Raw genomic sequence first — 22,190 nt, 5'->3', positions numbered from 1 at the left:
CCTCCTTTACGTACTCATCTACCTGTTTTTTATTGGTTTACTTTTACCATTGACGGGCGGATAACCCGGTCATTCAATCGATAGCCCTTCTGGAGCTCTTCCACTACGATATTGGATCCGTAGTTTTCATCCTCTACCTGCATCACTGCCTGGTGAAGGTGTGGATCAAACTCCTCGCCCTGTGCAGGGATGACTTCAACGCCTTCTTTCTCAAGAGCGGATTTGAATTGGTCGTAAACCATCTTCATACCGTTGGCAAGATTTTTGGCGGCGTCACTGTCGACCTCCACCTGAAGGGCTCTATCGAAGTTATCTAAAGCTGGAATCAGCTCTTCAATAAGACTTTGAGATCGATATTTCCGATCCGCCTCTTTTTCTTTCTGTGTACGACGGCGGAAATTATCATAGTCTGCCTGCAGACGAATCAGCCGGTTGTTCAGCTCCTCTTTTTCCTGACGGAGCTGCTCTGTTTCCCCTTGAGACTCTTCGGTTTCTTCTACTACTTCACCTTGAACCTCTTCCGGTTCCTGCTGTTCATCTTTTTCATCAATGATTTCCTGTTTGTTCTCTTCCATGACTTCCACCTCCTACTATCCATTACACCGTTAATGAATATAACATGAATCTATATCCTAAAAAAGCATCACACAAAAAGATGCGGTGGGAAATCCCGCCCATCCTCCTTCTGCCGTCCGCAGGGTCAATACCAGCCCCGGAACGTATTGGTCATATGCTTGGATAGTACATTCATCAATGAAAACATCCGGTTGTACTCCATGCGCGTCGGACCTAATAAAGCGATGGTCCCCATCTGATCGTTGCCAAGATGATAGGTGGCCGTTATCAGGCTGCAGTTCTGCATGGAATCGAATGGATTCTCCTGACCTATTCTGACTTGAATGCCTTCCTGACCGGAACGCAGCAGATCAGCCATTTCATTTTCCTGTTCAATCGTAGCATAAAGCGACCGGACCTTTTCCAGATCCCTGAATTCCGGCTGCATGAGAATGTTTGTCTTACCACCGATGTAAAGCTTCGTCGGGTGGTCTTCCACAAGAGCGGCTCTTAAATAAGCGAACGCTTCTTCATGGTGCTCTGTATGGTGTCTTAACAAAGCGTTAATTTCTGTATAGAGCTTCTCGTGCAGCTTGACAAGGGGAACCCCCTGCAGACGCTGGTTCAGGATGTTGACCATCTTCTCAAGGTCTGTGCCTTTCATTTCCACAGGTACATTAAAAGCCCTGTGCTCCACATGCCCGGTGTCTGTAACAAGGATGGCAATCGCAGAATGATCAGAGAGTGGAACGATTTGGAGCTGCTTCAGCTTCGTTTCAAAAACTTCCGGCCCAAGAATAATGGAGGTGTAGTTGGTCATTTCAGACAGGATCCCCGCCGATTTTTGAACCACTCTTTCAAACTCCATCATTTTTTCGTTAAAGGCATCTCTGATTGTAACGATTTCCTGCTGGGACAACCGCAATGGAGAAAGCAGATGGTCGACATAAAAGCGGTAGCCTTTTTCAGAAGGCACCCTTCCGGATGAGGAATGGGTCTTTTCAATAAACCCCTGATCCTCAAGGTCGGCCATTTCGTTACGTATCGTAGCGGAGCTGAACGTTACAGCTTCTTTCTTCGCTATGGTACGCGATCCTACCGGCTGAGCGGTCAGAATGAAATCATCAATAATCACTTGCAAAATCAGCAATTGTCTATCTGTTAACATCGATGATCACCTCTGTTAGCACTCGTTTAAAGTGAGTGCTAAATCTAATAATAAATTATCAAAAGGGTTCGGTGATGTCAACGGAAAACCATCAATTTTTCATTCGTCCAGAAGGAATTCCTGGAACACTTCATTCCCAAGGATTCTTCCCCGTGGTGTAAGCTGGATAAACCCGTTGTTTTCCTGAATCAGCTGCCTGTTTTTCAATGTCCCGAGTGCGTCACCGAAAATATAATCCATCGGCTTCTGGTATTTTTCGTAGAAACGCTCTATGGATACACCCTGCGTTTTTCTCAAACCAAGGAACATCTCTTCTTCCATTTCTTCCTTGGTTGTGATGGGTTCTTCGTGAAGAACCGGCTTTCCGTCTTCTCCCGCCTTTTTTACATAGGCTGGAAGCGGGCGGATATTAATTGTTCGTTTTCCAGGCATATATCCATGGGCACCGGCCCCGATTCCGTAGTAATACTCGTTATTCCAGTATGTCAGATTGTGTCTGCTTTCAAACCCAGGAAGGGCGAAGTTGCTGATCTCATACTGATGGGCTCCGGCGGCAGACAGTTTACGCTGCAGCAGTTCATACATCTCGGCCTCATCCTCTTCCGGTGCCTTTGTCAGTTTCCCTTTTTTATAACGTTGATAAAAAATCGTTTTCGGTTCAATCTGCAGTGAATAGGACGAATAGTGAGGCAGACCGAACTGGACCGCTTCATCGACCGTTTTTTCGAAGTCTTCCACCGTCTGGCCGGGAAGAGCATACATTAAATCAATGCTTATATTGGTAAGGCCCGCCTGTACGAGACGGTCAATATTCGTATAGACGTCCTTGACTTTGTGTACGCGTCCGATTTTTTCCAGCATTTCATCATCAAAAACCTGGACACCGAGAGAGATCCGATCCACTCCATACGCTTTCAGCAGACGTACCTTCTCCACGTCAAGGTCCCCCGGGTTCGCTTCGAATGTATATTCTTCGCACGAGGCGGTATCAAAGTGATCATCAATCATCTTCAGCAGCTTTTCCAACTGCTTATGATTGACGGCTGTAGGCGTTCCTCCACCTACAAAGATCGTGCGCACGCGGGCTTTCTCCCCCGGGATGTACGTGTGAATTTCTTTCTCCAATGCTTCTAGATATTCATCAGCCAGCCGTTCATTGTAAAAGAACTTCGTAAAGTCGCAGTAATGGCAGATCTGCTGACAGAATGGAATGTGTATATAAGCGGATGGGATATTCATGGATGTTTCCACCTTTCATAAGGAAAACCGCAAGAGAATAGTCTCCTGCGGTCTTTATAGTAAGTCTGTTCGTTTAGTCTTCGTTCAAATCAAGCACAGACATGAAGGCTTCCTGCGGGACTTCCACAGAGCCTACCATCTTCATGCGCTTCTTCCCTTCCTTCTGCTTCTCAAGCAGTTTACGCTTACGGGAGATATCTCCTCCGTAACATTTGGAAAGGACGTTTTTACGCATCGCCTTGATCGTCGTACGGGCGATGATTTTGTTTCCGATTGCAGCCTGGACCGGAACCTCAAACTGCTGTCTCGGAATGAGTTCTTTTAACTTATCTGCAATCAGCTTTCCACGCTCGTAGGCAAAATCTCTGTGCACGATGAAGGAAAGCGCGTCAATGGTGTCTCCGTTCAGAAGGATATCCATTTTCACAAGGTTGGAAACACGGTAGCCGATGAGTTCATAATCAAAGGAGGCATATCCTTTCGTCTGGGACTTCAAGGAATCGAAGAAGTCGTAGACAATTTCAGACAATGGAATTTCATACACGATGTTGACACGGTTGTCGTCAAGATACTGCATATCCATGAAGTTTCCACGCTTGCGCTGACAGATCTCCATAACCGGACCGACATAATCATTCGGAACCATTATTGTAGCTCTGACAAAAGGCTCCTGCACCTCATCCAATGTCTGGTTATCAGGCATCATGGATGGGTTATCGACATTCATTTCAGAACCGTCTGTCGTCGTAACCTTATAAATCACGCTCGGAGCCGTTGTAATGAGGTCGATTTTATATTCGCGTTCGATCCGTTCCTGGATGATTTCCATGTGCAGCATTCCGAGGAATCCACAGCGGAAACCAAACCCAAGCGCCTGGGAGGTCTCTGCTTCGAACTGCAGGGAGGAATCGTTCAGTTCGAGACGCTCCAGGGCATCACGAAGATCGTTATATTTACTGGCGTCCACCGGATACATCCCACAGAATACCATCGGATTCATACGCTTGTAGCCCGGCAGCGGTTCAGCTGCGGGGTTGGAGGCCAGAGTAATCGTGTCACCCACACGGCTGTCTCCAATGTTTTTAATGGAGGCGGTCAAGTAACCGACATCACCGACTGTCAGTTCTTTTTTATGAGTCGGAGTCGGACGGAAGACACCGAGTTCATTCACTTCAAACTCTTTGCCTGTTGCCATCATTTTTATTTTGTCGCCCATTTTAATAGAGCCCTCGCGGACACAGACATAGGCAACGACACCGCGGTAGGAATCATAAAGGGAATCAAAGATCAACGCTTTCGTCGGATCTTTGACCCCGCCCTCCGGTGCAGGAATGTCGGTCACGATACGCTCCAGAATTTCATCAATGCCGACGCCCTCTTTAGCTGAAGCAAGGATCGCATCGGATGCATCAATACCGATCACGTCTTCGATTTCCTGTTTAATCCGATCAGGATCCGCACCAGGAAGGTCGATTTTGTTAATGACCGGGATGATCTCCAAATCGTTTTCCAACGCCAGATACACGTTCGCCAGTGTCTGGGCTTCGATTCCCTGTGCAGCGTCGACGACGAGGATCGCCCCTTCGCAGGCAGCAAGACTTCGGGAAACCTCATATGTAAAATCGACGTGGCCCGGTGTATCAATCAGGTGAAACGTATAATCCAAACCGTCATTCGCTTCATAATTCAATTGAACGGCGTTCAGTTTAATCGTAATCCCGCGCTCACGTTCCAGATCCATAGCATCAAGGAACTGCTCTTTCATTTCACGCTGGGTTAAGGCTTTTGTTTTTTCTAGGATACGGTCCGCCAATGTCGATTTCCCGTGGTCGATATGGGCAATAATCGAAAAGTTCCGGACCCTCTCCTGTTTGTTTTGTGCTGTCAACTTAAATCACTCCTACTGAATTCGACACAAATATCTAGGTTGATTATAGCAGTAACCCCCGGATTATTCAATGGCATAGAAAAGCAGGACGTGTCATCCTGCCTGTATGATTTCCGAAGCCACGACGATCATAACGTTGAACGTGACCGCCACTCCTTCCCCGATCCCTGCAGCGAGACGGGTAATCCAAGGGACGTCTTCTTCTTGAAAAGAGGGGTGGCAGTCTTTTTCATCCGAGGGAATTTGTTTTGTTGTTTGAGAGGAAGTCTGCTCGCTTGCTGCTTTTTCCTCCTCCACACGTTCCTGATGGACAGGCACGGCCTCATCAAACGTTTCATTGTTCTTCTCAATGCCATACAAAGCGCCGGCAATAAAGACGCCGAACAGGATGATCAGACCGGCCAGTCCCTTCATGATCGTCCCTCCTTATGGTTCTGTCGTTACTTTTTGTTCGTCAAAGTAATAATCACTGAACACTTCAGCCATGATATCCGCTGAACGGTACAATTCATCCAGATTATTATAAACACCACCGAACTCAATAAGTATGGCATTGGGATTGATATCCTGATTGTAGACGCCATCGACGCCTGATCCTTTTTTCGTAATGACTCCGCGGCTGATGCCCGGATACGTTTCCTCCAGCTTGTTATGAAGGGTGGTTGCAAAGGCCAGGTTCTTCTCATAACCAGGATGCTCCGCACCGATGACAAAAGCGAAACGGGCGTAATCCTTTCCATCGATCGTTGTCGTTGTGTGCTCCCTTCCAAGACTGTCCCTGTGAAGATCGAAGAAGTAGGTCAACGAACCGTTGGAGCTTACTGCCTCCTCCACAACCGGACGGACAGCATCATAGGACTGGTAGTACTCCATACCATTCTCACTACGGAGAGCGGCTACATCTGTTTTATCCACCACCGTCCCAACCCCTCTTCTTTCCAGACTCTGTCCTAAGCGGTCGCCCACAAGGGTTATATTCACTTTCCCATCGTACACGGTCGTTTCGTCTGGAAGATGAGGATAAAAGGATTCCGTGTTGTGCGTATGGTAAATATAGACAGAGTCTTCGCCAGCCGGTTCAGCTTCCTGATCTGTACCAGAATCCTGCTGTTCCTCGATGTCCCCTTCTTCTCCACGATCCTCTACTTCAAGCGGTGGCTCTGATTCAATCGGCAGTGTAGAAAAGTCCGTCCCCTGCCCGGCAATAATAATCTGACTGTTGTAGGAAGATAACCCGGGAATCTCTCTGCCAAGCAGGCTTCGCGGGTCATTGGGAGTCAGACTTGTCAGCAATTGAAAAGAGAGGGAGGTGAGACCAGGGATCCGATTTCCCTCTGGATGTGCATCCTTAAACACACGGTTTTCCATTTCAAACAGGTAGATGAAGGATCCGCCTTTCAACTTCGCCGTCCACTCCTGTATCGTATCGGAATACAGCCGGTAGGTCGTTTTCGCACCGGTAAGTACACCGATACCAATGAATAATAGAATCAGGATCGTGACACTCAGAACCACCCACCGGGTCCCGCGCTTTACTATATTTTTGTCCGCCTTCTTCCACTTGTCCGGGTAACGGGACATAAAAAATCCTCCTCTCATACACATCTAGTAAATGGTATGAGAAAGAGGAATTTCATAGAACCGGTCTCTATCATTTTTTCTATTTCAGTATGACTCCAGCCGGCCGTCTTCTACTCCGGAGTGAAGCGCGCCGTTGATACCGGCAGCAATGACACAGGCCATATCCTTGATAAAACTGTCGACTTCTTTCGGAGTGACCATCAAATTGTGACCAAGAGGAGTCAGGACTTCCTTGATCAACTGCTTTTTCTCGTTTGCCTCAAGCTGACCGAACATGCCCATCACCGCCTGGCTTTGTTCGTCGTCAGGATGATCTTCTTCTGTCAGTGTTTTTCTCTCAAATGGATTGAGGGCTGGTGACAATGCGTTGGAGGGACGGTCTTTTTCCCTCCATTCACGTCCAAAGTGCTTGAGAACATAGTCAATCGTATCACTCGTAATGGTAACGGCATCCACAACTGTGGGGACACCTATAGAGATGACAGGAATGCCGTACGTTTCCCGGCTGATTTCCTTTCGTTTGTTTCCGACACCGGATCCTGGATGAATGCCTGTATCCGACAATTGAATGGTCGCATTAATCCGGTTGATGGACCTCGAGGCCAGGGCGTCAATAACGAGGACAAAATCAGGCTTGATCTCCTCGATAATCCCATGGACCATATCACTCGTCTCTATCCCTGTGACCCCCATGACCCCCGGTGTAACGGCAGAAACCGGGCGCCACCCCTCCGCAACGGTTTCTGGGTGCAGTTCAAACAGATGACTGGTCACATAGACATCTTCGGTCACAAGCGGACCAAGGGCATCCGGGGTTACATTATGATTTCCGAGCCCGACAATCAGACCTCTGTCCATATCTTTGATGCCGCACGCTCCCATTAATTTTCTCAATTGAACCGACATCGTTTCTGCCAGGTTTTCCTGGAGTTCCTTATCCTGTTTGCGGATGGCCAGGGATTCCAACGTCACATAGTGCCCTGGTTTTTTACCAATTCTTTCTGCCCCCGCTTCATCTACGGTCACATACGTAATGGTAATATCATTTTTCTTATTTTCATGAACTTCCACCCCGTCGCTGTCTGAGGATGACGGATCATCCTTAACATTCATTTCCTGCGCTTCAAGCGCCAGATCCGTGCGGATGGAGTAGTGTAATCGTTCTTCCATATCGTCAGCCTCCTTATTCAAATGTTCTCCCAAGCAGAAGAAATCTATGCAGATGATCGGATAAGGAATGAGATAAGTATTGAAAACACCTCGCTGCTCTGGTAGAATGTCTCTTGTTCGATATGAATGAGTCTTTTGTTTTTACCTAGGAGGTGAAACCATGCCTAACATTAAATCAGCGAAAAAACGTGTACGTGTAAACGATGATGCCCGCGCTCTTAACGCAGCATTCAAATCTGACATGCGTACGGCGGTTAAACGTGTAGAAAAGCTTGTTGAAGCTAAAGATGTAGAAAACGCGAAAGAAGTGCTTCCTACAGCTGTTAAGAAAATTGACAAAGCTGTTCAACGCGGCGCCCTGCCTCAAAACACAGGAAACCGTAAAAAATCCCGCCTAACTAAATTAGTTAACGCACTATAATTAAATCGTAATTTATGACCAACAGACGATCCTTCTATTGAATGGGTCGTTTTTACATGAAGGAAGCCCCCCGGCCTGCTGCCGGAGGGCTTCTTTGTTTTATATCGTCGCTTTTTCATCAGCCGCCTGCTGTTTAATGTGGATCAACCCGTACAGGAGCATTTCAAAAGCGAGCGCTTTTTCCATTTTCCCCTGCTTCAGATTATAATCCGTCTCCGCAAGTTCATTCATGATTTGGTTCAGTTCCTGGTTCGTGAAAAACCGCTCTCTTTTCAATGCCATTTTTATGACGTAGGGATGTGCTTTAATATACGTTTTCATCTGGTTCTGGGCATAACCCTTTTGTTTAAGCACTTTCGCTTGATTGATGATGCGGAACTGGGAGGAAAGAAGGGCTGTCAGCGCAATCGGCTCTTCGTTGACTTTCTCAAGATCCTTATAAATCCGGATCGCTCTTCCAAGGTCCCTTTCCATCACAGCATCGACGAGTTTGAGTCCGGATGCTTCCGCACTGTGCGAAAGGAGCTGCTCTGCCACTTCTTTCGTAACAACGCCGCCTTCCCCTACATAAAGGGCAAGCTTTTCCATTTCATTCCTCAAAGCCATCAGGTTCGCGCCAATTTCCTGTGTGAACATTTCATAAATATCCTCCGGCACGGTAATATGTAAATCCCGCGCGAGACTTGAAATCCACTTATCCATATTCCATTCTTTCACAGGCTCACAGTGGATGACCTCGCCATGTTTTTTCAATTCCTTGAAAAGCTTTTTCCGTTCGTCCAGTTTTTCATACGGAGCGATGAGGATCAGTGTCGTGTATTCTGCTGGATTTTGTATATAATTCAGCAGCCTATCCACATCATGCTCAAAGGAAAGCTTGTCCGGTTTCGCCTTTAAGAAGACAGGACTGGCAGCGATCACCACTTTCCCATCCCCAAGAAACGGAAAGGTTTCCGCATCTGTGATAACATCCTCGACAGGGATTTCCTCCAGGTCGTACTGGGATACATTAAATTCGCGGTCTTCTTTCTTTAACGCCTGCTTAATGATTTTATCTTTATTCTCTTGTATCAGATACGGCTCTACTCCATATAGTAAGTACACCTGTGATTGATTCAGCTTGGCCATACAGTGGTTGTCCTTTCTTATAAAAAAAGAATACGGCACCCTCCTGAGAGGGAGCTCAGTGTCACTATTTTATTGTCCTTTTCAAGATCTGTCAAAAAGTGACGTGAGCATGCCGTATGAACCATCTATATAAACGCCATTTCAAAAGCCCCGGGTGCTTTTGAAGAGGACGATGTTGTTCGTCTCTTGCGTTTAGTTTGACCGCCTGGGGAAGAATTATCTGTGACAAGTCTTGCTAGCTGTGGCAAACGTATGAATCCAGGATAATTTTAGAAATCCTTTTCACACCATGTAGATTTTTGGCTGTAAATGGACTATACTTAGTAATTGATATAGGAGGGGTAATATGAACGAGTTCAAGAATGATATTCAATCCAAAACGAATGATGTCATTGATTCCGGATTGGGATTTGTCTTCTCATTTGTCTTCTTCTTCATTATTTTCGCAATCGGGGTTGTATTTTCTGTGGTCGGTCAATAATGGTGCAATTCCGGAAGGCTGCTTATGAAGCAGTCTTTTTTTATTTTCTGCTTGCATTATACGGAAGAAAAGTAGAAAACGTTCCATCATCTTCATAAAAATTATAGGTGACAGCCCCGGATTGATCTGTCCGGAGAATGACCGTCTCCTGATCCATCAGTCTTTTCAGTACTTCTTCGTGCGGGTGACCGTAACGATTATCGACGCCTGCAGATATCCATACCACGTCAGCATCCACCCGCTCCAGCCATTCCTCACTTGAAGATGTGTTACTGCCGTGGTGAGCTGCCTTCAAGACATCGGCACGAACAGCCATAGACCCTTGAAGCAGCTGTTTCTCAACGGGGGCTGAGATATCTCCAGCGAACATCCACTTCTTCCCACCAAGATCGAAATCCACCACGAGGGAATTGTCATTCGCATCTCCCTTGTTTTCTGCCGGATGCCGGACACGCATTTCAAGACCGCCGCCCTTCAACAGGTCTCCTGCCTCCACCCTTAGCTGCTCCACCCCTTTATACTGGACAGGATTAAAAGGTGACGTCACCAGACGATTCACATTATGGTGTTGGAGCAGGTATGGAACACTTCCATCATGATCACTATCCTCATGAGTAATGAGAAGGGTATCAACCGTATGGATGCCTCTGGATTTCAAGAAAGGGACAATAATGGTTTCCGCCGTCTCGGCCTTATCTTCCATGAAAACAGGTGGCCCCGCAGCATCAATCATCCATACACCTTTCCTGTAAGGCAGTTCAATGATAAAGCTGTCCCCCTGACCAACATCGAGCATTGTCACAGTCCCTTTCGATGACAAGTAAGGAAGGGAAGCATAAACCATAAGCACACCCACACACGCAGCGCCGAACAAAAGAGTCTTCCCATGTTGTTCTCTGCACCAATGAAGCATCATCCTGACAAACAAGACCATAAACACAAGGATCGCTGAAACAGCCAGTTCCCCAATGACCCAGGGAAAGTCCAGCAAACCTCCCACTTCCATAACTGTTGAAAGGACACGCTGGTGAAGATCAGAAAATATCGAGGAAAACCTATAAGTGACAGAACCAGGAAAAATGAGCACAGCAAGAAACAAAAGGAAGGACACCGGAATGACGAAGAAGGAAAAATAGGGGACCACCGCCACATTTACGAAAAGGGACAGGGGTTGAAATTCGTAAAAATAGTGGATTTGAAGAGGGAGGATGGCCAGCAGACAGATGAGACTGATGATCATCGTCTGCTGCCAAAGACCAGATGCCTTCTTCAACACAGGTGCAGAAAGGATAAGGCTGAAGGTGACAAGGAAGGAAAATTGAAAGCCCACCTGATGCAGGTAATCAGGATTCCAAACGAGCAGGAAACCTGCTGTCCAGGCAATGACATCCGACAATGGGATCCGGCGGTTAAACATCGAAGTGACAAGGACGATCAGGGCCATAGCACAAGCCCGTATGACCGATGGCGCGGCGCCGGCGAGGATTGTATATGATGGGAGAAAGATGAACAGAAAGATGCGGGCCTGCCTTTTTGTTGCCAGGCCGGACCGGTAAAGAGAGACATAGACTCCTCCGGCCAGCAGTCCGGCGTGCAGTCCTGAAATAGCGAGGATATGAGAAAGGTTATACGCTTGAAACCACTTGATGATATCTTCGGGGGACAGCATCTTTCTCTCCAAAGACCAGCGCTTTCACCCAGCCGTACGATTCAGGATCCAACTGACGCTGGACCTTTTTCAGAAGATGTGTCCGCCATTCATACAGATAACTGAACCGGGACCTTCCCTCGCACGCTGTATCTGAGTGATCCTGCACCACCATCTCCGCAAGGACACCCTGCGTGTACATATACGCCGCATAATCAAATGCACCCGGGTTCCGGGCAGAATCAAACGGGCCTGTCACACCGGAAACCGTGCAGACAGATCCATGGTGGAACACAGGTACCTGCTCATCAGGATCACTTTTCAAAATACGGACCTGCCTTTTGATGCCGTCTGCATCTTTCATAAGGAACTGCACAGCATAGGAGGTTTCCTTCACTTCTGAATCAATAACACCGGTCCATGATTCACTGCTTTCTTTTTGTGTCAGAGGAGACTGAGGGGCAAGGTAGATAAAACCAGCAGCGAGGAGCATACAAAGGAGAAGAAATTGATGGAGATGGGTGCGGTAACCGAAAAGGACAACGGATATCAAAACCGCAAACACATAAACGGCATCCTCTTCCAGGGAGGCCAGAACCCCGCCCGATGCAAAAGCAAGGACGGGGAGGTGCCACCGGCCGGTACAGGCGTTCATTTTTCGTGAAGGGAGAAGTAATGGCCGGCTAATTCCCTTAACTGTTCCACTTCAGGATCCCGGGACTCTTCCAGTTTCTCAATAAGCCGGCCGACAAGGTCCCGCTGCTCCGTCTGCATGGGAGGAATTTCCAGTGGTACCTTTTTCATCCGGACACCGGCCTGTTGGAAAAGCTCGACAGCATATGGATCATTTTTATAATCCTCCCCATAATAAACCGCTCTAATTCCCGCCTGTATTAATGCCTTCGTACAGTGGACGCAGGGGAAGTGAGTAACATAGACCTCCGCCCCGTCTGCAGCTACGCCAAATTTTGAACACTGAAGCAGTGCATTCATTTCAGCATGAATCGTCCGGACACAATGGCCGCCTACGACATAGCATCCTTCATCAATACAATGCACTCCGCCGCTCACACTCCCGTTATAACCGCCGGCTATCATACGCTTATCCCGGACAATGACAGCTCCTACGGCAAGCCTCTGACAGGTGCTTCTGGATTTCAACAGGTAACTCTGTGCCATAAAATATTGGTTCCACGTGATTCGTTCCATCTATGTATCCCCCTGTTTTTTCATTAAGTTTACTTGCTGTATGTCCTACCGTCAACGTTATGGAACAGCGATATATTCCTTCAGCTGGTCTAATGTTTTCTCTCCGATTCCGGGTACATCGAGCAGTTCCTCGACAGATCCAAACGGACCATGCTCTTCCCTGTATTTGATGATACTTTCGGCTTTTGACGGCCCGATGCCGTTCAATGTCTGGATTTCCTCCATAGAAGCCTGATTCACCCTTATTCTGGCCGTATCCATACTTGATGACTGGGAAGTGTCTTCCCCCTCTGCAGCCGCCTCTGTCACGAGCACAACCATTTCATCCTGCAGGACCTGGGCGAGGTTGACGCTCCGAGGGTCAGCCTCCTTCGTCATTCCCCCTGCCTTCGCGATGACATCATCCACCCTTGCCCCACCCTTCATGGAGTAAACGCCCGGACGTAAGACCTCTCCTTTTACGTCGACCACAATTTCATCACTGGAAACCTCCCCTTCAGCCATGACCTGGACCTGCTCTTCTTCAGTAACAACCGTGTTTTCGACATCTGCATCCGGCTGTACCTGCCTGTAAACGAGTACAAGCAGAAGAACAACCATTCCTATCCATCCGTATCGTTTGATCATGAATCGTCCGCCCTTCTTTCATAAAACTTTACTCTCGGAATACTATTGTATAGGTAACCATTAAGGGAGGGATTCCAATGAGATGGGGAATCATCGGAACCGGAAATATGGGGAGCATGCTTACAACATCACTGATCAAAAGCGGAGCCGTGCGCAGCGATCAATTAACGATTTACAATAGAACAAAAACAAAGGCGGAAGCGTTAAAAGAAGAATTGGGGTCAATTACTGTCGCCGATACGATTCTGGAAACGCAGCAGAACAGCGATATCCTTTTCATTTGTGTGAAACCGCATCACTATAAGGAGATACTCGACCAACTCAAAGGAAAGTGGAAAAAAGATCAATGTCTTGTTTCCATCACCTCTCCGATCGCTGTGGACCAGCTTGAGAAAGCTGTGCCCTGTGAAGTCGCCCGGGTGGTGCCGTCCATAACGAACCACGCTCTTGCCGGCGTCAGCTTAATGACTTTCGGAGAAAAAACGAGCGAAACCTACCAATCGGCCCTTCATAAGGCCTTCTCTCACATATCGACTCCGGTGGAAATTGAAGAAGAATATATCCGGGCAGCCTCTGACATCGTATCCTGCGGCCCGGCATTCATCAGTTTTCTGCTGAGTCAATGGATCAAAGCGGCCGGAGATGTCGCCGGCATGCCAAAGGAAAAGGCTGCGGTCTTAACAGAAAATATGATGACAGGACTTGGAGAACTGCTTTCAAGGCGGGTTATGACATTGGAAGAACTCATGGAGAAAGTGACTGTCAAAGGCGGGGTGACCGGCGAGGGCCTTCAGGCTCTGGAGGATCATATCGGGCCATTATTCCAGAAGATGTTCGAAGCCACACAGAGGAAACATCAGGAGGATAAAAAACACATTCACTTGTAATTTTATTATTCGACATTACTTGACGAATTCCTGCCGGATAGGATAAAAAAAGAGTCCGATTTTCCAATCGGACTCTTCCCTATTTTGTACAAGCAATCAACCAGCGGTCTCCTTCAGCACCGGGTTCTGTACTAAAGTCTGCATAGACTCCCCGGAAGCTGAAGCCGGCGGCCTCCAGCCACGCTTTAAGATCGTGAAGCTCAAACCCCTGTTGGTAATGAACCTCATCAAATCGGTGATAACTGGAACCTTCCTCGATAAAGAAGGTCAAGTCGTGAACGATGCTGTTGTCCTTTTCACCGGGATCACAAAACCATACATAGGACAAATCATCATACACCTCTGCGAAGGTGGAACCACTCAGGTCCCTCTGAATATGCTCTATAGAGTGAACGTCAAATAAAAACAGCCCGCCCTTTTCCAGAGAAGTATAAATACTGGTGAACGCCGCTTTTACCTGCCCTGGTTCCTGCAGATAGTTAAAAACATCACAATAACTGATGACCGCATCAAAAGCCATAGGAAGTTCAAGCTCGGTCATATCCTGTTTCAACCATTGGATGGAGGAACGGGGATTTTTCTGCTGGGCGACAGCAAGCATCTCCTCCGACAAGTCCACACCTGTCATTTGAAATCCTTCCTGATCCAGTCTATGAGTGATCTCACCTGTCCCGCAGCCGACATCAAGAATCCTGCTCCCAGTCACATTGTGGTGCTGCATTTGATTTCTGGTGAATGTCACCCAGCTGCTGTATGGAGCGTCTTCCATCAGACGATCGTACACCCGTGCCATGTCCTTGTAACTCATATTAGTTTTCCAAGCCCTCAACGAACACCGTGTCTGCGTCTCCCCAGAGTCTTTCCAGGTTGTAATAATGACGTTCATCTTTATGGAAGATGTGACACACGACACCGTTCAGATCAATCAACACCCAGCGGGCCTGCTCAAAACCTTCCATACGTTTCACTTCCATACCATTCTCTTCAGCCTGAGCCTTTACTTCTCTGGCAATAGCCTGTACCTGTCTTTCATTGGATCCTTCACAAATCACGAAGTAATCCGCGATTAACGATACATCCGCCATATCCAATACGACGATATCCTGAGCTCTTTTTTCATCACAGGCCTGTGCGGCCAGTGTTACTAATTCTCTGCTTTCCATGAGTTTCCTCCCTTATTCATCCTATATCTCTTTGGGTCTCTTTCTGATTATAATAAATCATTATAGGCATGAAACGTGTCCGGATAAACGGTCCTTCCCTTGCCGACCAAAAATACAATGGTGTTTTTTAATGCAAGGAGACAGGCTTGATCCAAATCCGTTTCCGCCGTTTTACGGACTTCATCAACTCCGGGGAAGTTCCGACCGGGTTCAATGTAATCCGCTAAAAATACAACTTTATCCAAAAGGCTCATCTGTTTCTTTCCTGTCGTATGACAGGATACTGCACTGGAAACCTCGGGATCTGTCAAATGAATTTCCTGTTCCAGCATCAGGGCTCCAACAGGGCCGTGCCAAAGCTCATGATGATAATCAAGAAGATCTTTAGGCAGACGTCTGTCGCTTTCAATCCAACGCCTCATCAAGCCCCTGTCCTTGTACTTGGCATAATCATGGAGGGCACCGGCAAGGGCTGCCTTTTTTACATCAGCGCCAAAGCGCTCAGCGAGGATGACTGCCTCATCAGCGACTCTGACAGTGTGGTCAAAACGCTCTTGTTTAAGAAAAGGTTTGACGTACTCCAACGCTTGTTCACGAGTCATTTCCATAGAGGTGATGCTCCTTTATATAAGAATTCACCGCTTCCGGTACGAGGTAACGGACACCTTTTCCATCTTTAAGTTTTTCCCTGATCATGGTGGAGGAAACATCGACACCGGGGATCTCTACATAATGAACACCGGCTTCCGGATTCCACTCATACCCCGGCCGCTTCACTCCGACAAAATCCACAATGGTTTTCAGTTCATTTATTTTATACCATTGCGGCAGATTTTGTACCATATCTCCACCTATGATAAAGAAAAAATGGTGATCCGGGTATTCGTTATTCAAAAGTGTCAGCGTGTCATAGGTATAAGACGTTCCCTTTCGAACAAGTTCGATATCACACAAACGAAAATCCGGATGACCGGCAATCGCCCGTTCTACCATCTCCAGACGAAGGTCAGCATCTGTCTGTGATTCTTTTTTATGAGGGGGGATATAGGACGGCATAAACCAGACTTCATCCAGCCCCATATCCTCCCGGCAGTATTCAGCCATTAACAAATGTCCATAATGGGGTGGATCAAACGTTCCGCCGAGGATGCCGATTTTTTTCATAAGGGCATCCTGCTTTACGGCAGCTCAATCTGCTTATTTTCTTTAGATTCTTTATACAGGATGATCGTGCTTCCGATCACTTGTACGATATGGGCATCTGTAGCATCTACAATTTCTTCTGCTACAGATGCGGGTTCTTCCAGACAGTTCTGCAGAATGCTGACCTTGATCAATTCACGCTTTTCAAGGGCCTCATTGATCTGTGTCGTCATATTTTCATTGACCCCTGCTTTACCAACCTGAAAAATCGGCTGCACCTGGTGGGAAGCCGCACGCAAATGCTTTTTCTGTTTACTTGTTAACATGTTATTCCCCTTTCAACTTTCGTTCGAACTTTTCAAGGAGCGGATGCGCTTCAGGATGAAGATCCGTCCAGATTTGGAAGGCATAAACCGCCTGCTGCAGCAGCATTTCATGGCCAAAATGCAGACGGGCTCCTTTTTCTTCCGCTTCTTTTAAGAAGCTCGTCATCACCGGCCGGTAGACAATATCACTGACCACCGCACCTTCCTTGATATTTTGAAGCGGCATAATGGATGTATCATCATTCGGGCTCATGCCTACCGTGGTGGTTTGGATAATTAAATCATATCCCCCGGCTGCTTGTTCAGCTTCCTCAATGGTAACTGCTCTGGCAGCGTGGTCACCACCGGTTTCAGTAATCATAGCCTCCGCTCTGCTGATCGTCCGGTTCGCTACATCGACCTTAACCTCTGCCTGGTCCATCAGCGCGGCAAAGATCCCTCTGGCCGCTCCTCCGCTTCCAAGAAGCAGAACGTTGATTTTCTGATGAAAAAGATCTGGAAAACGTGCCTGAAGCGAATGCAGAAACCCTGTTCCATCTGTATTATAGCCGATCCAGCCATCAGATGTCCGCTTGACTGTATTCACAGCACCCAGCTGCTCGGCACTCGCGTCGATTCCGTCAAGATATGGAATGATCTTCTCCTTATAAGGAACCGTCACGTTGAAACCATCCAGCTGCTGTTTTTTGATCTGATCGATCTGCTCATCGAAATCTTCCGGTGTGATTTCGAACAGGTGATATTTTCCTTCAACCCCCGTCTGTTCCATCAATTGTTCATGAATCCATGGAGACAGCGAGTGTCCGACCGGAAATCCTGCCAAGCCGAATGTAAACAAAAAATCTCCCCCTAAATGAGTGATGAACGAAGGGATACTTTCACACCTTCCGGCACGTGAGCCGTTACTGTGACATCTCCTTCTGGAACAGTGATCCATCCCAGTCCCGAAAATACGATATCTGTCTTAGGCTCCGTAATTTTCAACGTCTGGGCTTTCAAAGGAGGCAGCTTCTCTTTTGTATCCTGATCCGGTGGTGTTAGAAGCTCCCCTAAATGATTTTTATACAAGTCATCGGCTTTTTCCATTTTCGTCCGGTGAATGTGGAGTTCATTGGAGAAATAACCGATAAAGGACGAACGCTCCCCTTTTTCAAAATCAAGCCTGGCCAGTCCACCGATAAACAGAGTCTGTTGTTCATTCAGCTGATAGACCTTCGGCTTCACTTCTTTGCGGGGTGTAATCAATTTCAAGTCTTTATCCGACACGTAGTGGGCCATCTGATGACGGTGGATCACCCCGGGTGTATCGAACATAGAACTCTGCTCATCCAGCGGGATATCGATGAATCCAAGAGTCGTTCCCGGGAAGTAAGAAGTCGTAATCGCATCCTTCACTCCTGATGTGTTGGAAATGAGGGTGTTGATGAACGTTGATTTTCCTACGTTCGTCGTCCCTACTACATAAACATCTTTTCCGTTACGGTAATCCTCTACGGCTCTTGATAATTCTTCGACACCCTGGTTTTTTTCAGCAGAAATCAGGAACACATCCTCGACTTCCAAACCATTTTCCCTGGCGGATCGCTTCAGCCAGTGCTTCACCTTGTTATGGTTCACTGACTTTGGCAGCACGTCCATCTTATTCCCTACAAGAAGAACAGGATTATTCCCGGTCAGTCGTTTCAAACCTGGAATAAAACTTCCATTGAAATCAAAAATATCAATCAGCTGGATGACAAGGCTTTTCGTCCCATTGATCTGATTGAGCATCTCCAGGAAATCATCATCCTGATACGGCACATCCTGCACCTCGTTATAATGTTTCAGCCGGAAGCACCGCTTGCAAATGATGTCCTCCCGATTTAAAGCGGAAGCGGGGGCGTAACCCGGTTGTTCAGGGTTTGTTGTCTGTATGTCCGCTCCGCATCCCTGGCATTGAATCTCTGCCATTATCCATCTCTCCTCTGCCATGTAATTTTCCCTTTTCTTCTCATCCAGTTTAAAATCCGCCGCTCAATCTTCCGGTTAAAACGGGTAACAAATCCGTCTGTTTCGACGATCGGTACGACGAGAATGGTATGGTAACCTGCAGAGTTGCCTCCAAGAACATCTGTGAGAAGCTGGTCACCGATAACAGCAACCTCGTTCTTATTTAAATTCATCTGCTTTCGTGCTTTCTTGAACGCTTTGGACAGGGGCTTCCGGGCGCTGTGAATAAAAGTGGCATCCAAAGGCTCCGAAAACAATTTCACACGCGCTTCATTATTGTTTGAAGCGATGGTCACCTGAATTCCATGACTGTTCATCTTTTTAAACCATGCCTGAATTTCTTCGGTAGCATCAGGAACATCCCAGGCTACCAGCGTATTATCCAGATCTGTGATAACACCTTTGATTCCTTTGTCCTTGAGTTCCTGTGGATCTATATCAAATACACTTGGAACGTGTTCATCAGGCAGAAAATTATTTAACATCAACTCACTCCATCTCTTATACAACGGCAAAATCTCCTTCACCATCATATACAAAATTTCATTATGTTTCAAAAGGTCTTCCATTAAGAACAAAATTCGTTCGACATTTACCGACAAAACCGGGCTGTGGATAAGTTTATACACATTTTCCACACAGTAACTTCTTTGTTATCACTAAACCTAGATGGTTTTTTCAATTAGTTATCTACATTTTCTTGTAGATAACTTCTATATTGTGGCAAATTTCGGGTCATGGTAAGGTAAACATACATTCAAAGACGGACGTTGAGAGATTAAGAAAACGGGAGGTGACTGTCACATGAGTGACAGCGGTATGAAGCAATTATCGGATTCCCTGCTTATACAATCTTACCACAAAGCTATTGAACTCAATCTTTCCGAAGAATTTGTCGAACAGATCAGTAATGAAATCAAAAAAAGAGCCATTCAGAACCAATTGGAAAAAACGATTCCCCGCGTCGGGTAGATAAAATAAACAAGCTTCATCGTAAACATTCGTTTCTCTCTGGAGAATGAATGTTTTTTTGTGTTTTTTTATTTTTATTATTGATGTGTCTCTTCTTATTTATAAGGAAAGACTAAAATAAGTCTACAACATGCTGCTGCTGGTATGCTACAGTTGAATAATGACCGTTTTTTTGATTACAATTGAATGGATACAAGGCTGTCATCATCCCTATACGAACCAAATAGATGAAACATAGCCAAAGGAGGAATTATCCGCATGCTGGTGGCCGTATTACTGCCTTTTATTCTTGCTGTTTTCATTCCATTCTTAAGCAGATGGAAAGAAAAGCTGCACCCGGGCTTTTTTGTAACACTTGTGCCTGTGGTCATTTTTATTTACTTTGTACGTCATATCGGAACAGGTTTTGAACCTGTCGTCCAGGAATACTCATGGATTCCCTCGCTTGGGATCAACATGGTTTTCCACCTGGATGGCCTGAGTCTGCTGTTTGTTCTTCTTATCAGTGGAATCGGTGCCTTAGTGGCTTTCTACTCGATTTACTATCTACATAAATCTGAGCAGCTGGGCCATTTCTACGTGTATTTTCTTATTTTCATGGGATCGATGCTCGGTGTCGTTCTCTCCGACAACGTATTTGCCCTGTACAGCTTCTGGGAATTTACGTCATTGTCTTCTTTCCTGTTAATCGGTTTTTGGAATTATAAACAGGAATCTCGGTATGGTGCACTTAAATCCATGCTGATCACCGTGTTCGGGGGCTTGAGCCTGCTGGGTGCGTTGATTTACATGAGTGTGTTAACGAATACAACAAGTATCCGAGCAATGATTGATCAGCAGCAGCTGGTTTTAAACAGTGAATACTTCCCGCTGATTTTAAGTCTGCTTCTCTTAGGGGCTTTCACGAAATCCGCACAGTTTCCTTTCCACATCTGGCTCCCTGATGCCATGGAGGCACCGACGCCTGTCAGTGCTTATCTTCACTCAGCAACCATGGTTAAAGCAGGGATTTATTTAGTTGCCAGGTACTCTCCGATGTTATCTTCCAGTGAATGGTTCTTCATTATTGTGTCCACAGCTGGGATTGTTACATTATGCTGGGGATCTTATATGGCTGTCCGTCAGACAGACTTGAAAGGAATTCTCGCCTTTTCCACCATCAGTCAATTGGGAATGATTATGGCGATGCTCGGTTTCGGAACGAAAGCCGCCGTGTTTGGCGCAGTATTCCATATTTTGAACCACGCTACCTTTAAAGGGAGCCTCTTCATGGTTGCCGGAATCATTGACCATGAAACAGGGACAAGGGATATCCGCCGTCTTGGCGGCTTGATGACTTATCTGCCGATCACAGCGACGCTGGCTGTTTTTGCCTCATTCTCTATGGCCGGTGTCCCGCTGCCGTTCCTAAACGGCTTCTATAGTAAAGAAATGTTCTTTGAATCTTCCCTTCACCTGGAAGCATCAGCCGCTGGTTTCTCTGGTTTTATGATGAGTGTGATTCCTTACCTGGCTGTTCTGGGAAGCATTTTCACATTCGTCTATTCCATGTATTTCTTCTTCGGCACCTTCCGAGGACGTGCGAAGATTGATCAGCTTCCGAAAAAACCACACGAGGCTCCAATCGGAATGCTTGTATCTCCGATAATTCTGGTCGCTGGTGTGATCATTATCGGTTTATTCCCGTTCCTTGTGAACGGATCGTTCATCGCCCATGCGGCGGAGGCCGTTAAAGGCACAACCCTTGATGAAAAACATATTACATTCTGGCACGGTATTATCCCGCCGTTTGTCATGTCCTTAACCGTTGTGGTTTTCGGTGCAATCCTGGCCATATCAAGGAAGGTTTGGTCACCGGTGTACAATTTCCTGCCTGGACGTTTGAATCTGAACAAGTTTTATGATGGGCTTGTCGATCGGACAGAGAGGTATTCCGGAGTCATCACCAAAGGATATATGAACGGATCGCTCGGGCGCTATGTCCGCTTGATTCTTGCGGCCATCTTAATCGTCAGCTTTGCCTTTATGGCTCTGACCGGCGGATTTACCGTGGATACGTCCAACTTATCCAGAATCACCGCACCTGAAATTGCTGTAGCTGTCACTATGGTCTTGGCAGCCATCGGTACAGCCCTGACCAACAACCGGATCGCGGCCATTTTAATTCTGGGAGTCGTTGGATACGGACTTTCCATGCTGTTCGTCCTTTACAGGGCTCCTGACCTGGCCTTGACTCAGCTCATCGTGGAAACCGTAACAGTAGCTCTATTCCTGCTTGTGTTCTATCACCTTCCTAAGCTGAAGAAGAAAAATCAGCCGATGAGCACGCAGGTTCTTAACGTGATTATCTCTGTCGGCTTCGGGGCACTCATGACAATGGTTGCCATCTCTGCCCACAGCAGTAAATGGTTTGATTCCATCGCCGAATACTTCGTTAAGAACTCCTATAAGCTTGGAGGCGGAGATAACATCGTCAACGTCATTCTTGTTGACTTCCGTGGTCTCGATACGTTGTTTGAAATCGTCGTTCTCGGAATCGCCGCCATGGCCATTTACGGATTAATCCGATTAAAGAAACCGAAGGAGGATGAATAA

At 46.8% G+C, this 22,190-nt stretch carries 25 protein-coding genes; 5 read left to right on the top strand and 20 right to left on the bottom strand.

Features of this window, described 5'->3' with window-relative positions; all coding sequences use genetic code 11:
- Nucleotides 1-29 precede the first annotated feature (29 nt).
- The 7 genes from grpE to gpr all read right to left on the bottom strand — a co-directional run bounded on the left by grpE (nt 30) and on the right by gpr (nt 7,601).
- Complete coding sequence (gene grpE, locus ACXADP_RS07935; protein ID WP_474971220.1) at nt 30-575, bottom strand: nucleotide exchange factor GrpE; 546 nt, start codon at nt 573-575, stop codon at nt 30-32.
- Nucleotides 576-700: 125 nt separating this feature from the next.
- The gene (gene hrcA / locus ACXADP_RS07930; RefSeq protein ID WP_474971219.1) at nt 701-1,723 is read right to left on the bottom strand and encodes a heat-inducible transcriptional repressor HrcA; all 1,023 of its coding nucleotides are present in this window, start codon (nt 1,721-1,723) and stop codon (nt 701-703) included.
- A gap of 99 nt (nt 1,724-1,822) precedes the next feature.
- Entirely contained in the window at nt 1,823-2,962 is a 1,140-nt protein-coding gene (gene hemW, locus ACXADP_RS07925; RefSeq protein ID WP_474971218.1) for a radical SAM family heme chaperone HemW, read from the bottom strand.
- A 73-nt stretch (nt 2,963-3,035) separates the two neighbouring features.
- Nucleotides 3,036-4,850 (bottom strand): translation elongation factor 4, encoded by a 1,815-nt coding sequence (gene lepA / locus ACXADP_RS07920; protein ID WP_474969035.1) that lies wholly within the window; start codon nt 4,848-4,850, stop codon nt 3,036-3,038.
- A gap of 93 nt (nt 4,851-4,943) precedes the next feature.
- Complete coding sequence (locus ACXADP_RS07915) at nt 4,944-5,264, bottom strand: hypothetical protein (RefSeq protein ID WP_474969036.1); 321 nt, start codon at nt 5,262-5,264, stop codon at nt 4,944-4,946.
- 12 nt (nt 5,265-5,276) lie between these two features.
- Complete coding sequence (gene spoIIP / locus ACXADP_RS07910) at nt 5,277-6,431, bottom strand: stage II sporulation protein P (RefSeq protein WP_474969037.1); 1,155 nt, start codon at nt 6,429-6,431, stop codon at nt 5,277-5,279.
- 84 nt (nt 6,432-6,515) lie between these two features.
- Nucleotides 6,516-7,601 (bottom strand): GPR endopeptidase, encoded by a 1,086-nt coding sequence (gpr, locus tag ACXADP_RS07905; RefSeq protein ID WP_474969038.1) that lies wholly within the window; start codon nt 7,599-7,601, stop codon nt 6,516-6,518.
- 160 nt (nt 7,602-7,761) lie between these two features.
- Here gpr and rpsT point away from each other — a divergent pair, with 160 nt between their 5' ends.
- A complete protein-coding gene (gene rpsT, locus ACXADP_RS07900; RefSeq protein ID WP_027955339.1) occupies nt 7,762-8,022 on the top strand; it encodes a 30S ribosomal protein S20 in 261 nt (86 codons plus the stop codon).
- Between the two features lie 99 nt (nt 8,023-8,121).
- Here rpsT and holA read toward each other — a convergent pair whose 3' ends face one another.
- A complete protein-coding gene (gene holA / locus ACXADP_RS07895; RefSeq protein ID WP_474971217.1) occupies nt 8,122-9,150 on the bottom strand; it encodes a DNA polymerase III subunit delta in 1,029 nt (342 codons plus the stop codon).
- A 346-nt stretch (nt 9,151-9,496) separates the two neighbouring features.
- On the opposite strand from holA, the gene ACXADP_RS07890 reads away from it, so the two are divergent.
- Nucleotides 9,497-9,631 carry a YqzM family protein gene (locus ACXADP_RS07890; RefSeq protein WP_027955338.1) on the top strand — a complete coding sequence of 45 codons (135 nt, stop codon included), beginning with the start codon at nt 9,497-9,499 and terminating at the stop codon, nt 9,629-9,631.
- Between the two features lie 40 nt (nt 9,632-9,671).
- Here ACXADP_RS07890 and ACXADP_RS07885 read toward each other — a convergent pair whose 3' ends face one another.
- From ACXADP_RS07885 to ACXADP_RS07870, 4 genes are all read right to left on the bottom strand, one after another.
- Nucleotides 9,672-11,300, bottom strand: a complete 1,629-nt coding sequence (locus tag ACXADP_RS07885) for a DNA internalization-related competence protein ComEC/Rec2 (protein WP_474971216.1) — start codon at nt 11,298-11,300, stop codon at nt 9,672-9,674.
- A complete protein-coding gene (locus ACXADP_RS07880; protein ID WP_474971215.1) occupies nt 11,257-11,844 on the bottom strand; it encodes a ComEC/Rec2 family competence protein in 588 nt (195 codons plus the stop codon). The genes ACXADP_RS07885 and ACXADP_RS07880 overlap by 44 nt, the downstream gene beginning before the upstream one ends.
- An 86-nt stretch (nt 11,845-11,930) precedes the next feature.
- Nucleotides 11,931-12,488 carry a ComE operon protein 2 gene (locus ACXADP_RS07875; RefSeq protein ID WP_474969041.1) on the bottom strand — a complete coding sequence of 186 codons (558 nt, stop codon included), beginning with the start codon at nt 12,486-12,488 and terminating at the stop codon, nt 11,931-11,933.
- 57 nt (nt 12,489-12,545) lie between these two features.
- Nucleotides 12,546-13,115, bottom strand: coding sequence for a helix-hairpin-helix domain-containing protein (locus ACXADP_RS07870; RefSeq protein WP_474969042.1), 570 nt, complete (start codon nt 13,113-13,115; stop codon nt 12,546-12,548).
- Nucleotides 13,116-13,192: 77 nt separating this feature from the next.
- On the opposite strand from ACXADP_RS07870, the gene comER reads away from it, so the two are divergent.
- Nucleotides 13,193-14,002, top strand: a complete 810-nt coding sequence (gene comER, locus ACXADP_RS07865) for a late competence protein ComER (RefSeq protein WP_474969043.1) — start codon at nt 13,193-13,195, stop codon at nt 14,000-14,002.
- A gap of 79 nt (nt 14,003-14,081) precedes the next feature.
- Here the strand turns inward: comER and ACXADP_RS07860 are convergent, their stop codons facing one another.
- From ACXADP_RS07860 to ACXADP_RS07825, 8 genes are read right to left on the bottom strand one after another with little or no spacing between them, the layout of a single operon-like run.
- The gene (locus ACXADP_RS07860; RefSeq protein WP_474971214.1) at nt 14,082-14,810 is read right to left on the bottom strand and encodes a class I SAM-dependent DNA methyltransferase; all 729 of its coding nucleotides are present in this window, start codon (nt 14,808-14,810) and stop codon (nt 14,082-14,084) included.
- 1 nt (nt 14,811) lies between these two features.
- Nucleotides 14,812-15,165: a ribosome silencing factor gene (rsfS, locus tag ACXADP_RS07855; RefSeq protein WP_027955332.1), complete on the bottom strand. Its 354-nt coding sequence runs from the start codon at nt 15,163-15,165 to the stop codon at nt 14,812-14,814.
- A gap of 47 nt (nt 15,166-15,212) precedes the next feature.
- Nucleotides 15,213-15,773 carry a bis(5'-nucleosyl)-tetraphosphatase (symmetrical) YqeK gene (gene yqeK, locus ACXADP_RS07850; RefSeq protein ID WP_474969045.1) on the bottom strand — a complete coding sequence of 187 codons (561 nt, stop codon included), beginning with the start codon at nt 15,771-15,773 and terminating at the stop codon, nt 15,213-15,215.
- Nucleotides 15,757-16,329 carry a nicotinate-nucleotide adenylyltransferase gene (locus tag ACXADP_RS07845; protein WP_474969046.1) on the bottom strand — a complete coding sequence of 191 codons (573 nt, stop codon included), beginning with the start codon at nt 16,327-16,329 and terminating at the stop codon, nt 15,757-15,759. Before ACXADP_RS07845 ends, yqeK begins: the two co-directional genes overlap by 17 nt.
- 14 nt (nt 16,330-16,343) lie before the next feature.
- Nucleotides 16,344-16,634 (bottom strand): ribosome assembly RNA-binding protein YhbY, encoded by a 291-nt coding sequence (gene yhbY, locus ACXADP_RS07840; RefSeq protein WP_474969047.1) that lies wholly within the window; start codon nt 16,632-16,634, stop codon nt 16,344-16,346.
- A 1-nt stretch (nt 16,635) separates the two neighbouring features.
- Nucleotides 16,636-17,472 carry a shikimate dehydrogenase gene (gene aroE / locus ACXADP_RS07835; RefSeq protein ID WP_474971213.1) on the bottom strand — a complete coding sequence of 279 codons (837 nt, stop codon included), beginning with the start codon at nt 17,470-17,472 and terminating at the stop codon, nt 16,636-16,638.
- Nucleotides 17,473-17,483: 11 nt separating this feature from the next.
- Nucleotides 17,484-18,584 carry a ribosome biogenesis GTPase YqeH gene (gene yqeH / locus ACXADP_RS07830; RefSeq protein ID WP_474969049.1) on the bottom strand — a complete coding sequence of 367 codons (1,101 nt, stop codon included), beginning with the start codon at nt 18,582-18,584 and terminating at the stop codon, nt 17,484-17,486.
- Nucleotides 18,584-19,192 carry a YqeG family HAD IIIA-type phosphatase gene (locus ACXADP_RS07825; RefSeq protein ID WP_474970420.1) on the bottom strand — a complete coding sequence of 203 codons (609 nt, stop codon included), beginning with the start codon at nt 19,190-19,192 and terminating at the stop codon, nt 18,584-18,586. Before ACXADP_RS07825 ends, yqeH begins: the two co-directional genes overlap by 1 nt.
- Nucleotides 19,193-19,427: 235 nt before the next feature.
- Here ACXADP_RS07825 and sda point away from each other — a divergent pair, with 235 nt between their 5' ends.
- Both sda and ACXADP_RS07815 read left to right on the top strand, forming a co-directional pair.
- Nucleotides 19,428-19,595, top strand: coding sequence for a sporulation histidine kinase inhibitor Sda (gene sda, locus ACXADP_RS07820; RefSeq protein WP_474969050.1), 168 nt, complete (start codon nt 19,428-19,430; stop codon nt 19,593-19,595).
- A 258-nt stretch (nt 19,596-19,853) separates the two neighbouring features.
- Nucleotides 19,854-22,190 carry a Na+/H+ antiporter subunit A gene (locus ACXADP_RS07815; protein ID WP_474971212.1) on the top strand — a complete coding sequence of 779 codons (2,337 nt, stop codon included), beginning with the start codon at nt 19,854-19,856 and terminating at the stop codon, nt 22,188-22,190.

The sequence above is a fragment of the Halobacillus sp. AWH4_228 genome (assembly GCF_056158365.1).
Note: the sequence above shows the minus strand (reverse complement) of the source record. Positions and strands in the feature narration are given on the sequence as shown.